The 13,916-nt window shown below is 59.9% G+C and carries 11 protein-coding genes and 2 pseudogenes; 3 read left to right on the top strand and 10 right to left on the bottom strand.

Annotated elements, in window-relative coordinates; translation table 11 throughout:
* Positions 1-41: 41 nt before the first annotated feature.
* From WGT02_RS29530 to WGT02_RS29510, 5 genes are all read right to left on the bottom strand, one after another.
* Entirely contained in the window at positions 42-509 is a 468-nt protein-coding gene (locus WGT02_RS29530; protein ID WP_024315224.1) for an Lrp/AsnC family transcriptional regulator, read from the bottom strand.
* Between the two features lie 230 nt (positions 510-739).
* Positions 740-886: a hypothetical protein gene (locus WGT02_RS29525; RefSeq protein WP_167546233.1), complete on the bottom strand. Its 147-nt coding sequence runs from the start codon at positions 884-886 to the stop codon at positions 740-742.
* 270 nt (positions 887-1,156) lie between these two features.
* Entirely contained in the window at positions 1,157-1,513 is a 357-nt protein-coding gene (locus WGT02_RS29520) for a DUF779 domain-containing protein (protein WP_208246660.1), read from the bottom strand.
* A 58-nt stretch (positions 1,514-1,571) separates the two neighbouring features.
* Complete coding sequence (adh, locus tag WGT02_RS29515) at positions 1,572-3,080, bottom strand: aldehyde dehydrogenase (RefSeq protein WP_208246658.1); 1,509 nt, start codon at positions 3,078-3,080, stop codon at positions 1,572-1,574.
* A gap of 143 nt (positions 3,081-3,223) precedes the next feature.
* On the bottom strand, positions 3,224-4,183 hold the full coding sequence (locus WGT02_RS29510; protein WP_208246656.1) for a helix-turn-helix domain-containing protein: 960 nt from the start codon (positions 4,181-4,183) through the stop codon (positions 3,224-3,226).
* Between the two features lie 249 nt (positions 4,184-4,432).
* Here WGT02_RS29510 and WGT02_RS29505 point away from each other — a divergent pair.
* Together WGT02_RS29505 and WGT02_RS29500 are read left to right on the top strand one after the other, a co-directional pair.
* Positions 4,433-4,654, top strand: a pseudogene (locus WGT02_RS29505) (hypothetical protein); the annotation flags it as partial.
* A gap of 363 nt (positions 4,655-5,017) precedes the next feature.
* Entirely contained in the window at positions 5,018-5,557 is a 540-nt protein-coding gene (locus tag WGT02_RS29500) for a hypothetical protein (RefSeq protein WP_225040217.1), read from the top strand.
* 22 nt (positions 5,558-5,579) lie between these two features.
* Here WGT02_RS29500 and WGT02_RS29495 read toward each other — a convergent pair whose 3' ends face one another.
* The 5 genes and pseudogenes from WGT02_RS29495 to WGT02_RS29475 all read right to left on the bottom strand — a co-directional run bounded on the left by WGT02_RS29495 (position 5,580) and on the right by WGT02_RS29475 (position 13,175).
* Positions 5,580-6,803 carry an ROK family transcriptional regulator gene (locus WGT02_RS29495; protein ID WP_024315219.1) on the bottom strand — a complete coding sequence of 408 codons (1,224 nt, stop codon included), beginning with the start codon at positions 6,801-6,803 and terminating at the stop codon, positions 5,580-5,582.
* A 105-nt stretch (positions 6,804-6,908) separates the two neighbouring features.
* Entirely contained in the window at positions 6,909-9,932 is a 3,024-nt protein-coding gene (locus WGT02_RS29490; protein WP_208246654.1) for a glycoside hydrolase family 38 C-terminal domain-containing protein, read from the bottom strand.
* A gap of 29 nt (positions 9,933-9,961) precedes the next feature.
* Positions 9,962-10,804, bottom strand: coding sequence for a carbohydrate ABC transporter permease (locus WGT02_RS29485; RefSeq protein WP_208246652.1), 843 nt, complete (start codon positions 10,802-10,804; stop codon positions 9,962-9,964).
* A pseudogene (locus tag WGT02_RS29480) lies at positions 10,801-11,734 on the bottom strand (carbohydrate ABC transporter permease). Before WGT02_RS29480 ends, WGT02_RS29485 begins: the two are co-directional and overlap by 4 nt.
* A gap of 88 nt (positions 11,735-11,822) precedes the next feature.
* Positions 11,823-13,175, bottom strand: coding sequence for an extracellular solute-binding protein (locus tag WGT02_RS29475; protein WP_051166667.1), 1,353 nt, complete (start codon positions 13,173-13,175; stop codon positions 11,823-11,825).
* Between the two features lie 287 nt (positions 13,176-13,462).
* Between WGT02_RS29475 and WGT02_RS29470 the strand changes: the two genes are divergently transcribed.
* Positions 13,463-13,909 (top strand): GNAT family N-acetyltransferase, encoded by a 447-nt coding sequence (locus WGT02_RS29470; RefSeq protein ID WP_024315214.1) that lies wholly within the window; start codon positions 13,463-13,465, stop codon positions 13,907-13,909.
* Positions 13,910-13,916: the final 7 nt, after the last annotated feature.

The raw sequence follows: 13,916 nt of genomic DNA, 5'->3' as shown, positions 1-13,916 counted from the left end.
AGGTCCGAGGATTTCACCAAAGTGCTTGAGAAGCGACGTGCTCAGACGGGCACCGAAGTCGAGTATTTCACGCGCTTCAAGGCGAAATGCGACGACGATGTCGCCACGGCGTGGTGTGTCAGTATCCCTTGCATGAGTAGCCGCTCGTAGTCCTCGACATCGGTGACGGCCACACGCAGTAGATAGTCCCAATCACCAGACATCGAATAGCATTCGAGTACCTCCTCGTGACTTTCCACGAAACGTTCGAAATCACCTCTGGCGACCGGGTCGTGCGTCTTCATTCGCACCTGGCAAAATACGGTCAGACCGCGACCTACCGCCTCAGGGCGCACGAGGCGGACCGTCGGCCCAAGCATGCCGGCCGCCTCCAGCGCCTTGATGCGGCGCCAGCAAGACGCGCTCGACGCCCCGACCCGCTCGGCAAGCGCGGCATGGCTGAGATCCCCCTCGCTTTGGAGCAATCGGAGAATCTTTCGGTCTACATTGTCGATTTCGGGCACTTTCATCGGAATCTCTCGTTTCGCGATACGTGCGTTTCTCATGATCTGACGCTTCCGTCGAAACCGTGCAGCCAGCACTGGCTTTGCGCACCATTCCATTCAGACAGTAGCGCGGTTTATCTCATATGAAATGGCGGAATGGGAAAGCGAAGCCAGAGCACTCGTCGCTTGTCAGTCAGGGAGCTCTCGTGCCCTACTGCCCTCAGTCGCAAACCGGTGCACCGAAGGAACCGATATCAGATCGGCGTCCTGAACAGGGTAAAATAACCCCATGCCGCGACGAACAGTGCAAGAATGGCTGCCGCAATCGCGAGCTTGCGAAGACCTGGTCGAGGCGGCCGCGGGGGCTTCGGACGCCGGAATTGAATGACATTATCGTTCATCTGCTGTTTCTCCCTCGTGCCGCATCATACGCTGTTTCGGGCGAGCCATAGCAGATGTCAAAAAGAAAAAGACGCTCAACCCTTTCGGGGAGCGTCTTTTCTTTCCCGGACAGCGAACGCGACATGTCCCGGAGGGCACGCCAGCAGGCTATCGATACAGGTGATGTGCGTTAGATGGCACCGTTCTTGCCAACGATCAAGTCGGTAAGGACGACTTTTTGCATCGCCGCTCGGTCGGCCTGCTTGGCAGTGGGTAGATCTGATCGCTCGTCAGGTCGCGGCCGCAAACAGACGGGATCGGGTCAGGAAGCGCTTCTCTCGGCCGTTGTCGAGCGAGAACATGCCGCCACGACCGCGCACGACGTCGATGATCAGTTGCGTGTGCTTCCAGGCCTCGAACTGTGTGGCGCTGATATAGACAGGGACGCCTGCGATCTCCCCGAGCTTGACGTCGTGATCTGCGACAACGAAGTCCCCCGCCGGATAGCACATCGGCGACGAACCGTCGCAACAGCCCCCCGATTGATGAAAGAGGATATCGGGATGATCTCGCCTGATCTCCTCAATCAACGCGATCGCACTGTCTGTCGCTGTGACGCGTGGCTGGTCATTGATCGTCGCTTTCATCATCTCTCTCCTGAAAGCGGCTCGCCCTGTCATGAGAGCGAGCCGGCAAACAGACCTCTCAGAAGAAACCGAGGGCCTTCGGGCTGTAGCTCACGAGCATGTTTTTCGTCTGCTGATAATGGTCGAGCATCATCTTGTGGGTTTCGCGACCGATGCCCGACTGCTTATAGCCGCCAAAAGCGGCATGCGCCGGATAAGCGTGGTAGCAATTCGTCCATACCCGACCGGCCTGAATCTCACGGCCGAAGCGGTAGCAACGGTTGGCGTCGCGGCTCCAGACGCCGGCGCCGAGGCCGTACAGCGTGTCGTTGGCGATTTCGAGGGCTTCCTTTTCATCCTTGAAGGTGGTTACGGCCACGACGGGTCCGAAGATTTCCTCCTGGAAGACGCGCATCTTGTTGTGTCCTTTGAAGATCGTCGGCTTGACGTAATAGCCGCTGGCGAGGTCGCCGCCGAGATCGCTGCGCGAGCCGCCGGTCAGCACGGCAGCACCTTCCTGCTTGCCAATGTCGAGATAAGCGAGGATCTTTTCCAACTGTTCGCTGGAAGCCTGGGCACCGATCATCGTCGCCGTGTCGAGGGGGTTTCCCTGCTTGATGGCTTCGACGCGCCTGACGGCCTTTTCCATAAAGCGATCGTAGATCGATTCCTGGATGAGCGCGCGGCTGGGGCACGTGCACACCTCGCCCTGGTTCAGCGCGAACATTGCAAAACCTTCCAGCGACTTGTCGAGGAAGTCGTCGTCTTGCGCCATGACGTCGGCAAAGAAGATGTTTGGCGATTTGCCACCGAGCTCGAGGGTCACCGGAATGAGGTTCTGGCTGGCGTATTGCATGATCAGGCGGCCGGTCGTCGTCTCACCGGTAAAGGCGATCTTGGCGATGCGCGGGCTGGAGGCGAGCGGTTTGCCTGCTTCAAGGCCAAAGCCGTTGACAATATTGAGGACGCCAGGCGGCAGCAGATCACCGACGAGTTCTGCCCAGACGAGAAGCGAGGCCGGCGTTTGCTCGGCGGGCTTGATGACGACGCAGTTGCCTGCGGCGAGCGCCGGAGCGAGCTTCCAGGCAGCCATCAGGATCGGGAAGTTCCAGGGAATGATCTGGCCGACGACACCGAGCGGCTCATGGAAATGATAGGCGACCGTGTCGTGGTCGATCTCTCCGATCGAACCTTCCTGGGCACGAATGCAGGAGGCGAAGTATCGGAAGTGGTCGATCGCCAACGGGATGTCGGCGGCCATCGTCTCGCGTATCGGCTTGCCATTGTCCCATGTTTCGGCTTGCGCCAGGAGTTCAAGCTTATCCTCCATGCGCTGAGCAATCCTCATAAGAATGTTGGCCCGTCCGGCAACCGAAGTCCTGCCCCATTTCTCCCTGGCAGCGTGTGCAGCGTCGAGTGCGGCATTGATATCCAGTTCACTGGAGCGTGCCACCTCGCACAGCTTGCCGCCGGTAACGGGCGTGATGTTGTCGAAGTAACGCCCCTCGATCGGCTCGCGCCATTCTCCGCCGATGAAGTTGCCGTATTTCGTCTTGAATGGCGTCTTGATGATTTTCTGATGCAGCATGTGATCCTCCCTTGAAAAGGTCCGGGTTCGGGAGCGAACCGGTGAGAGGAAATCTGCGCGCGTTTTGCAGCGGCAGAAAGCTGCCCTTAAGAGTACCGCAGCGCACACTGTCGCAACTCTGCGACAAAGAGGCGTCAAGGCAGTCAGTGTAGATTGAGTCGCTTCATCTTCCTATGCAGCGTTGCCCGGCTGATACCGAGCGCAACGGCAGCTTGTGAGACGTTTCCACTAGAGCGGGAAAGGGCACGCAGCAAGGCTGCCCGTTCTGCATCGACGAGATCCTCGTTTGCCGAAATGCTCTGCTCCTGAAGCGCATCGGCGGCAGGCAGGCCCGCCGCAATGCGGCTATCGTCCAGCTTTAGGGCCAGACGCGCGGCGCGGGTAGCGCCGAGAACGAGGTCATGTCGATCGACAGCAAGGAGCGCTGCGGTCGGATTGCTCGCGGCAGGCACCATGAGGAAGCGGGCCCCGGCAAAGGCGCTTCTGAACAGATTGATTTCAATGCGCAGGGCGGCGTCACGGGCCATCTGGCCAAGGATCCCGAGTGTGACCTCGTTCACGTCGTCGCGACACGTCGATATGTCGAGTGCGGCGGCCAGCTGGCCGCGGTGGTCGCGGATTGGCGCCGTTGTGCAGCTCAAGGTGATGTTCGAGCAGAAGAAATGTTGATCCCGCAGGATCGTGACAGAACGCCCGTCAGCGATGGCGGTGCCGATGCCATTCGTACCAATGCTGGCTTCGGTCCAGACGGAACCTGTCCAGAGACCCAATTCATGAAAATGCTTGTCATCGCCTGCCACACCGCGGCGTTCGAGCGCAACGCCATTGCTGTCGGTCAAGATTAAGCAACAGCCGCTCTTGCCCACCGTCGCACATAGACGATCAAGTTCGGACAAAGCGTCAGCGATGAGGTTTTCGGAGGCTTGCCGAGCGCTCTTTAACTCCTCGCCGGAAAGGCGAAGTGGCACCCGTATCTGCTCCGGGGCAAGCCTATGCATGGCAATGCATCGCCGCCAGGACGCAACGATGGATGAGTTTGCGACAGCGGAATCCCGTTGAGTGCACGTATAGACGTGCTCTGCATGCGCAGTGAGTTCACCCATTGGCTCCTCCAACCAATTGTAGGGCCACCTTGGCGCAAAGCCATGGCTTTGGCAATTCTCGCGCTGCCGGTAGAGCCATCCGCGACGAGCATTGTGATGAGCCAAGTGTCGCAATATTGCGACACTTGGCTCATCACCCACTCGCTGAGACCCGCGGAGCGCCGTCGAACTCAATTTGGTGCCCGAGCAGATGCCATCGGTTCTTGCTGCGATGGGGAAATTGGGGATAGATTTACCTGTTGCGCGTGATTGATCGCGACTGCAGCAGTTGTTTGGGAAGTTGCTTGCTTGAAAACACCACGGCGCCATTCGATCTCAGGCGTAGCCAGGCAGCGGCTCCGATACGATGATCGACCCGGAATCAGTCCGGTTGATATCGCCGAGCATAATTCCCGCACGACCCTTAGGCTCCTTCGGCGCCGCGGCCCACTGACGCGTCGGGAGCTTTCCAAGGAACTGGGCCTGACCGAACCTGCCATCACCGGAATCGTCCGTCGCCTTGCGGTTGCCGGCCTTGTCAGCGAACGCAAGCGCTCCACCACAGGGCATTACACAGCCGCGGAATTTGGCTTGCGTGGCGAAGCCGCCTGTTCTCTCGGCGTGCGGATCGGCAAGCGTGATGGCGAAATCATCCTGATGGACTTTGCTGGCGAGATCGTTCGCCGGCAATCTTTCGAGACGCATGATGATCTCATCGCCACGGCCGCCGATTTCCGCCGAACGGCCGGTCTCGGCACGCTGGTGGGCTGCGGTGTCGCAACCTCGCCTGGCCCCTTCATGGATCGCCATCAGATAAAAAGCGCCCTCACGAGACAGAGCCAAGAGCCTGTCTTCTTGGATGACACGGAGGCCGCGATCGAAGCCGAGCGCGCGCTGGGGACTGGCGACCGGGAAGGTGGGCTGGTCATGATCCTCATCGATTGCTCGGTGCGTGCCGGTCTGCTGATTGGGGGCAGGGTCTTCCGAGGCATCCATGGCCGCGCCGGACAGATCGGCGAAATGCGCTCAGGCGTCGACGGGGCAAGTCTCGACGAGGTGGCGACGCTCAAATCCCTGGAACGCTGTCTCGCTTCAGGCCCGGCCGACAGGGATCGTTGGGTCGCGACCGCGGCCCGTCATCTGCATGAGGCGGTGCTTGCTGTTTCGGGCTTTATAGCCCCCGGTGCCATCCTCATCGGCGGCTCCTTGCCCGAGGACGTCCTGGATGCCGTGGTCGAGCGCATGTCGCGGGAGCGTGACGACAAGATCCGCGACCTTGTCATTGCACCCTGGATTCAACAGGTCAGACGCGCGACGCTTCCCTGGGGGGGTGTCACAGTCGGCGCCGCCTTGCGACCGCTGGACGCAATCACATTGCCGGACACGCGAGAATAGCACCGGACAACTGACGCAGTCGCTACGCAGGCACCAAGTCCGGCGCCTGCAAAGGATGTCCCCCAAGCGGGTTGCGAACCCGCTGCTCCGGTTCCGCGGACGGAAGCCCGAGCCGGTGGGCAAGGGGAATTGCGGCGGCGCCAAGCGCTGCGGCGTCCTCTGATCCTGCCGCCCGGTGTAGCGACGGGGCCTGGGCACCGAGACGGGCAATTTCCTCATGCACATAAAGGAGAAGTTCGTCGATCAGGCGAACAGGAAAGCGGCCACCGATAAGCACCCCTTCGGGATCGACGATCATGCCTATGTTGACCACCGCCTGCGCAATCTTAATGCTGACCTTGCGCAACCATGCACTGACAAGCTTGCGGCCCGTCTCGTCGAGCTCCAGAAGGTCGGATGGCGCCGTCGCCGTGACCCCGTTTTGCTGCAGATGGTCGAGCAGGATGAAGAGCGAGAACATCTCGCCGAGCGGTTGGGTGCTGCCGGCATAGGGACCCTCATCAAAAACAACAGGCAGCCAGCCGATCTCGCCGCCGATACCACTTGCCCCCTTGTGCCGGACGCCGTCGATCACCAGACTGCCGCCGAGGCAAGCATTTGCGAGAATGTAGAAGAAGCTGTCGATCTCGGTGCCAAGACCATATTCGATCTCGCCGAGCGCGGCGGCATTGGCATCGTTGTCGATAAAGACCGGATGATCGGACAGAGCCTCCAAAGCACCGCGAACGTCATAGCCATTCCAACGACGGTACTCTGGCGGGAAGCCGATCACCGGCACTTCGCCCAGCCAATCGGGAATGGCGAGGCCGATACCTGCGAGCCGGGTTTCCTGAATGATCTTGCGACGACGAAACGACGAGAGCGCGTCGCCCATGAGCGCGACAAAATCGTCCGGCAACAGAAAGCGCCGCTCATGGTGGATGCGCCCACGGACAGTGCCGACGCCGTCCACGGCAACGATCGTCAGGTGATCGCGATCGACGTTCGCACCGATTGAGAAGACGCCTTCTGGATCGATCTCCAGTTCGATGGCAGGCTGCCCCCTCAAACCGCGTCGACGCCGTGCCTCCATGACGAGGCCCTCGTCGAGCAGGCGCTCGACAATGCGCGTCACCGCCTGTTTGGTGAGCCTCGATTGCGCGGCAAGTTCCGTGCGCGAGATCGGGCCGCCGCGCTGGATCGAAGAAAGGATCATGGCGCGGTTCGCGGCCGCAGCCTGCTCCGTGTTCGAGCCCGACACCAACACCAACACCTTCCGCCTCCCTCCAGCACACCCAAGCTTGCGCAAGACTATGTGATTGGATCGAATAGGAAAAGGGACCAACGCCAGCCCGTTCCGCCATTGCGCTGTTCAAGCTCTTGCAATCCGCCAGCTCTTGACCTCGAAGGGCATCAATCCTGTCGCCGGCGTGTCGGCCATCGGTTCTTCCAGGATACTGACCGATCCTTGGTTGCGCCAATTGGATGGGAGCTTCAGATCGAATGATCCGCGGCGACCGGCCGGTTCGTAGACGCGCACGATCAGTCCGTCGCCGTCTTCCACAGGTTTTATAGCCGAGAGTGCCGCATCGATCCCCGTCACCCCAAGTGGTTGCCAGTTGCCGATCGCGCGTCCTGCCACGGGTAGTGCCAAGAGGGGCTGGTTCAGGTCTTCGGCTTCCTCCCGGACCCCGCCGTCGTACCACGTGCCGTCGTGCGGCATCAGCGCATAGGTGAACGCTTGCACCCCCTCATCAGCAAGCGGATCGGGATAGATTGGCGAACGAAGGAGCGAAAGACCAAGGACATTGCCTCGAATGCTGTGTCCATACTTGGCGTCGTTGAGTATGGCCACGCCGAAGCCCGGTTCCGAAAGGTCGGCAAACCGGTGGGCCGGCGCCTCGAACATCGCCGCGTCCCACGGGGTATTGGAGTGCGTCGGCCGCTCGACCACGCCATAGGCGCATTCGCAGGTTGCGCGCGCATTGCGAACGGCCACCCCCGTCTGCGACCGCAGGAAGGCACGACGGTCATGCCAATCGAGCTCGGTTTCGATATCCAGCCGCCGTGCGTTGGCGCCAAGCGACAGCACTTGCGTGATGCGCGAATGCCGCCATGTTCTGACAATCTTGATCGCCACGCGGTTCGGTCCGTTGTCAATCACCTCGAGGCGGTCGAGTGCGGTGATCTCTTCGCCGCGCGCGGCGTAGTCCTCCTCGACATCCCACGCATCCCAATTGCGAGGTTTGTCTGCCGGATAGACGAACAGACGGTTGCCACCGTCCTGCAAGGCTTCGCGGGCAGTCGGCTTGTGGACAATGCTCGCGATCGAGCCATTCTTGGCCAATGTTACCTTAAGGACGGCATTTTCGAGATGCTCGCGGCTGACGGAAAGGCCAGGCGCAGGCTCGAGCGCTTCCGCACCGATGACGGCAATGGCGAGCGGCGCGATCACTGTTTCGGATGAGATGATGGTCCCGTCGTGAAGCATGAGCCGCACCGGCCGTGCCGACAGGGATGGATTGACAACGAGCAGGTTGTTTCCGGTGCCCGCCGGCAACTGCTTGGCGATTGCCTCCATCGCCTTGGCCTGGGCTGCCTTGCCCTTGGCGACAACCGCTTCGAGTTCGTCGGCGGCATCGACGTAGACCTCCGCGATCGACGAACCCGGCAGAATATCGTGGAACTCGTTCTTCAGGACGACGCGCCACTCCGGCTCCATCGATTTGGACTGGGCCGCACCCAACAGGTGGGCCAGCCCAAACAAGGTCTCGGCGGTAATGAGACTGCGCTCCGCCTTGCGGTGCAGTCGCTTTACCACGCTCTGGCTGGTCAAGGTCGCGCGATGCAGCTCGAGATAGATCTCTCCGCGCCAAGTTGCCAAGTCCTTCTTGGTTGCACTTTCATGCGCGCCCTTGAAGAAGTCGTCGACCGTCGTCCACCGCGCCTTCGGCAGGGTGGGAAATGCCCGCAGCTGCTCCTCGCGTACGATCATCTCGGGTGTGACGCCGCCACCGCCGTCGCCGTAACCGACCGCAAGCAGGGTGGTGTCGTGCTTGTCCTTGTCCTTGAAATTCCGCCAGGTCGGAACAAAGCAATCCGGTCGCACGAAGCCATTATAGCCATGCATCGGATTGTCGAACGTATGGGCAAGAACCCGACTCCCATCAAGGCCCTCCCACCAGAAGAGATCGGAAGGGAACTTGTTCGTTTCCGACCAGTTGACCTTGATCGTGAAGAAGCTGTTCATGCCACCCTGGCGCAACAGCTGCGGAAGGGCGCCGGAAAAGCCGAAGCAGTCAGGCAACCAGCAAACGCTGTGACGAACACCGAATGTCTTCTCGAAATAGCGCTGTCCATAGAGAATCTGCCGGCTGAGGCTTTCGCCGGTCGGCATGTTCGTATCGGGCTCTACCCACATGCCGCCCACTGTCTCCCACTGGCCTTCTTTGGCGCGCTCGATAATCCGCTCCAAAAGTGCCGGATCGTCCTCCGCGATCTGCGCGTAAAAATGCGCGGTCGATTGGTTGAAACGAAAATCGGATGACTGCTCCATCAGGGACAGCGCTGTATGGAATGTTCGGCGCATCTTTCGCCGCGTTTCGCCATAGGGCCAGAGCCAGGCAAGATCGATATGCGCATGACCCGTCAACGCGATCTCGCCCTGCGGCGGGAACCGTTCACGCAGTTGCATCAGTTGCGCAAGCAGCGTCTCATAGGCGGATACCACGCTGGCGCGCTCGGCCTGATTGAGCCCTTCCGGCGCCGCCGCCAATGGCGGCAGCTGCCAGATCTTCTGCTGCATTGGCGAAGGCGCCGTGCGTGCCACATAGGCAGCGGTCGCCGAGGGCCATTCCAGGCCGCGCATCGCATCCTCGGCGATATCAAGCAGATGCGCAACAACGTCGTGCTGGTCGAGAATATCGACAGCCTCGCAGATCTGGCGCAGAAGCAGCCAGAGATTGTCGACCGCCGTGTCCAGCCAGATCAGCGCCGCGCGCTCCAGCTTCGGAGCGCGTACCGGCTCGCCGAACGGCAGGCGTGCCACCGTCTCCGACAATATTTTGATATCGCGGGAGGGGAGGAGAAATTCGCGGTGATAGGGATCGAGACCGAGCCTCTTTTCATTGCCCGCCTCATCGGTGATCGTGATCAGGCTTTCTCCGCCAAGATCGAGCAAAAGGCGGGCATCTTGCAGCGGCCAATGGTCGGGAAGTCTGGCGGTCGCGGCAAAATGAACGGTACCGTCGCTGTGCGGCCAGGGCGCCCCGATGGCAATTGGCTCTGCGCCAAAGGTCCAGCCATCGACCTGGGCCGTTTCGCGCGAGCGCCAATGTTCGAGTTCCGCAGCACGGATACGGATGCGTTCAAGACGTTGCAGCAGCGTAAGCGTCATAATGATAATCCTGCGATTTGAAACAAGGATCAGCCCTTGACGGCACCTGCCGTCATTGCGCCGAGGATGAGGCGTTGGAGAGAAAGAAAGGCAACGATTGCGGGAACGACCGATACGAGGCAGGCGGCCGCCAGAAGCTGAATGGAGGAATCATTCTGCGTCCCGGCATATTGAAAGATTCCGACACCAATCGGCATCAGCGATTCCTTGCTGATCAGAAGGAACGGCACGAGGAACTGCGACCAACCCGCGATCACTGTGATGATGAAGGCCGATGCGATACCGGGTGTCGATAGCGGCAGTATGATGCGCCAGAAGACCGCGAAATGGCTGCATCCGTCGATCAGCGCCGCCTCGTCGAGGCTGCGGGGGATGCCGTCGATGAAACCCTTCAGGATCCAGGTCACCATCGACACAGCAAGCGCGATGTAGACCATGGTTGCCCCGAAGTGGCTGTCCGTCAGACCGATTGCGGCCATGTAGCGATAGAGCGGGACCATGATCACGAGTGGCGAGATCATCTGGAAGGCGAGCAGGACCATCATCCATGGGCCTTTCCCACGGATCGGGAAGCGCGAAAATGCATAGGCAGCCGGCAACGCCACGACAAGGCAACCAATGGCGCTTGATGTCGACAGGATCAAAGCGTTCCAGAGATATCCGACAAACTTGTCGGACGACAGAATGGTCGTGAAGTTATCCAGCGTCGGGGCTTTCGGAATGAACCGGCTGACGCCCAGAAACACCTCCTTTCGCGTCCTGAGCGCGAGCGAAAGCAGCCATAGCAGCGGCCAGGCGAAAAACAGGAAGGTGACGGCCAGAAACACGTAGCTGAAGAGATCGCCCAGCCGATCCTGACGTGAGGTTCTCATACCGGCTCTCCCCGTGGCAGGAAGCGCGCATAGACAAGCGCAAGACCAAGACTGATTAAAAGCATCAGAATCGACAACACAGCGCCGGCCGCGAGATCATAATTGCGGAACACGACATTGAATGTGTAGAGCGAAAGCACCTCGGTTGCCCGTCCAGGTCCGCCGCCGGTCAGCGAGATGATGGCATCGAACGTATTCAGCGTTTGGATGGTGATCAGGATCATGTTGACCAGGATCGCAGTGCGTAGCTGCGGCAAGGTGATGTAGATCATGCGTTGCCAGGCATTGGCGCCGTCGATCTCGGCCGCCTCGTAAAGTTCGGGATCGATCGCTTTAACAGCGGCATACATGACGACCATCGAAAAGGCTGTGCCGCGCCAGACGTTGGAAATGACGACGGACCACATGACCATATCGGGATCGGAAAGCCACTGTACCGGCGCAGCCCCCACCATTCGCAGCAGACTATTCAGCCCGCCAAACGGCGCTTCGTTGAACAGCATCTTCCAGATGATGCCGCCGGCAATGCCAGGAACGACCCATGCGACAAGCGCCGTTGTTCGCACGATGGTGGATCCAAAACAGATCACGATCCTCGCTGCGCACAACCACCTGAGCGATGAAGAAGCCGAGCACCTGTTGTGCAACGACGCTGGACGCCGTGAATACGAAGGTCACCCAAAGGATCTGGACGAGCTCGGGCCTCGACAGTGTGTGGATGATGGTCTGCAGCGTGTATTGCTCATCGGCGCCGACGAGCGAGACATTGGTGAATGCAAAGCGGAACACGTCGATCAGAGGATAGAGGTAGAAGATGCCGAGCACCAGAATGAGCGGAACGAGCCAGGGCAGGGGCGATGGATTGCGCCGGCGCGCGTTACCCACGCCGAGCCGTTGGGGACGCTCGCCCGCAATGGAAGCATTCATCATCGGTCAGTCCGGTCCATTGTCCTAGAAGGATGGCGTCCAGTCATGACCGGTGGCGCAGATGAGGGGCTCTGCGCCACCGATCGCTCGCTCAGCTTCGCTTGAAGGCGCTGAGCGAAGCGCTGAAAGCCTCGTCCACGGCGGCTTCGGTCGCCTGTGTGCCTGTCAACACCTTGCCCATCATGATCTGGATCTGGTTCGAGATCTCGGGATAGACCGGCGCCCCGGGCCTTGCCTGACCAACCTTGAGGGCGGCAGCAAATGTCTTGTTTGCCTCGCTCGAAAACACCTCGTACTTGTCATAGAGGTCAGCGCGTGTGGGCAGTTGCTCCTGCAGCGCATTGGCCGGCCCCATATAGATCTCGCGGGCAAGGTCAGCGCAGACCTTGATCTTGGCCGGGTCTTTGCTGAACGCGGCGACGGTCCAGCCACCCGTACCGGTCGAGCGCTGATCCGCCGTCGGTCCGGGAAGCGGAGAGAAACTCCACTTCGCGAACTCTTCCGGATCGAGAGCCGTCTTCAACTGGGCATATTGCCAGTTGCCGCCGACGAAAAGTGCCGTCGTGCCCGCCGCCGCGGCAGCATTGAAGTCGTCGTAGCTGCCAAGCGTCGCGACCCGCTTCGGCGCCGCTCCCGATTCAACCAGATCGCGATAGTAGTTGACAGCCTTGATGAACTTCTCGCGGTTTTCGCCTTCGCCGAAGATTGGCTTACCCTGGTCGTCGACCAGCCTGCCGCCCTGTGCCCAGAAATTCGCCAGCCAGTCAAAGGTCGTTCCTTCGTAGCGGCTACCATTGAACAGAATGCCTTCCATGCCCTGTTTGACCGATGATAATCCCGCCTTCTTCAGGTCATCCCATGTCTGGGGAGCATCCGGAACGATTTCCTTATTGCGATAGAGGACACGCAGATCCGTCGACCACCACCACGCGTAGATGTTGCCATCGGCGCCAGTTATGCCGTCACGGATAAACGGAAACAGTTGAGCGATCTCATCCTTGCTGAAATAGGGCGAGAAGGATTGAAGCACGCCGGCCTTCTTAAACAGCGGCAGAACGAAGGAGTCGACCGCTGCACAGTCCGGAGCCTGACCCGACTTGGCCTGTTCGAGCATGCGCGCCTGTTCCTGCCCGATGTCGCCGGACATCATCTGCAGCTCGATTTGCCAATCGGGACGCTTGGCAATGAAGTCGTTGAACAGTTTGCCATAGCCTTGCGCATAAGCCGGTTCGTTGTTGCGCGGGCCATCCGTGGTCATGCGGAAAACCATCTTGTTTGGCGCATCGGGTTTGCCGACGATGTCACCTGTGATGGTGTCTTGAGCCATACTGAGCTGCGGCAGCGTGAAAATCGTGCTGGCAGCAAGCGCAAGCGTGATTGCCTTGTTCCTCACCCTATGTCCTCCCTGGTCAGGATCCGGTCCGAGCCCTTTGCCTCCACACATCGAGCATCCAGATCCGACGATTAGATTAAGTCACTTTCTTTTGGTGTCAAGGAGAGCCCGTTGGTATCATTCCCGCTCCCGACGCTCATCGCCTTCAACGTCGGCGTGCAGATGCGACTACACAAAGCAAAAAACCCCGTCGTTTCAGCGAAGACATTCGCGCAAAGCGCGTGTCACGATGAAGTCACAACACGGCCCGTCAGGCCTGTGCTTTAACGTCGTGGGGTAGAATGAACAGGAAGGCGTCCACAAAGCGCGTCATACGCGACTGTGGCGACAGTGAATAAATGCCGATCATTTATAGACGCATGACCCGGGACGAGGCGCTACAGAGCGCCGATATCATCGTACAGGCCTACGCCAAGCAGCCCTGGCACGAAGAATGGTCCACCCAGAACGCAATCTTTCGCATAGACGAATTGACGACGACGCCGATGTGCCTGGCTGTCGCAGCGTTCGACAAAGAGCGGCCGATTGGCTTCGCCTTCGGCCTCCCACACACGTCTGTGATGGGTCGCGGGATTCACGTTGCGGAAATAGCGATAAGGCCGCAGCATCAGCGCTCCGGAATCGGTTCGCGCCTATTGAATCGATTGGAGGAGGAAGCGCGCATCATGGGCTACGTGCACGTGTGGCTCGTCTCTCGCAGCACCGGCGGCGTTGCGGAATACTACAAGAGCAATGACTATCAGCAGTCCGAGAAGCTCTGTGTCTACTCGAAAAAACTGACATAGGCCGGCG

This window comes from Rhizobium sp. T1470 (assembly GCF_042140505.1).
Lineage (GTDB): Bacteria > Pseudomonadota > Alphaproteobacteria > Rhizobiales > Rhizobiaceae > Rhizobium > Rhizobium favelukesii.
The sequence above is the reverse complement of the archived record's forward strand: the minus strand, read 5'-3'. Positions and strand labels throughout refer to the sequence as shown.

What these genes read in the sequence shown, in the direction of transcription:
- WGT02_RS29530 (WP_024315224.1), bottom strand. Translation starts at nt 509, where the DNA reads ATGAAAGTGCCCGAAATCGACAATGTAGACCGAAAGATTCTCCGATTG.
- WGT02_RS29525 (WP_167546233.1), bottom strand. Translation starts at nt 886, where the DNA reads ATGAACGATAATGTCATTCAATTCCGGCGTCCGAAGCCCCCGCGGCCG.
- WGT02_RS29520 (WP_208246660.1), bottom strand. Translation starts at nt 1,513, where the DNA reads ATGAAAGCGACGATCAATGACCAGCCACGCGTCACAGCGACAGACAGT.
- adh (WP_208246658.1), bottom strand. Translation starts at nt 3,080, where the DNA reads ATGCTGCATCAGAAAATCATCAAGACGCCATTCAAGACGAAATACGGC.
- WGT02_RS29510 (WP_208246656.1), bottom strand. Translation starts at nt 4,183, where the DNA reads ATGGGTGAACTCACTGCGCATGCAGAGCACGTCTATACGTGCACTCAA.
- WGT02_RS29490 (WP_208246654.1), bottom strand. Translation starts at nt 9,932, where the DNA reads ATGACGCTTACGCTGCTGCAACGTCTTGAACGCATCCGTATCCGTGCT.
- WGT02_RS29485 (WP_208246652.1), bottom strand. Translation starts at nt 10,804, where the DNA reads ATGAGAACCTCACGTCAGGATCGGCTGGGCGATCTCTTCAGCTACGTG.
- WGT02_RS29475 (WP_051166667.1), bottom strand. Translation starts at nt 13,175, where the DNA reads ATGTGTGGAGGCAAAGGGCTCGGACCGGATCCTGACCAGGGAGGACAT.
- WGT02_RS29470 (WP_024315214.1), top strand. Translation starts at nt 13,463, where the DNA reads ATGCCGATCATTTATAGACGCATGACCCGGGACGAGGCGCTACAGAGC.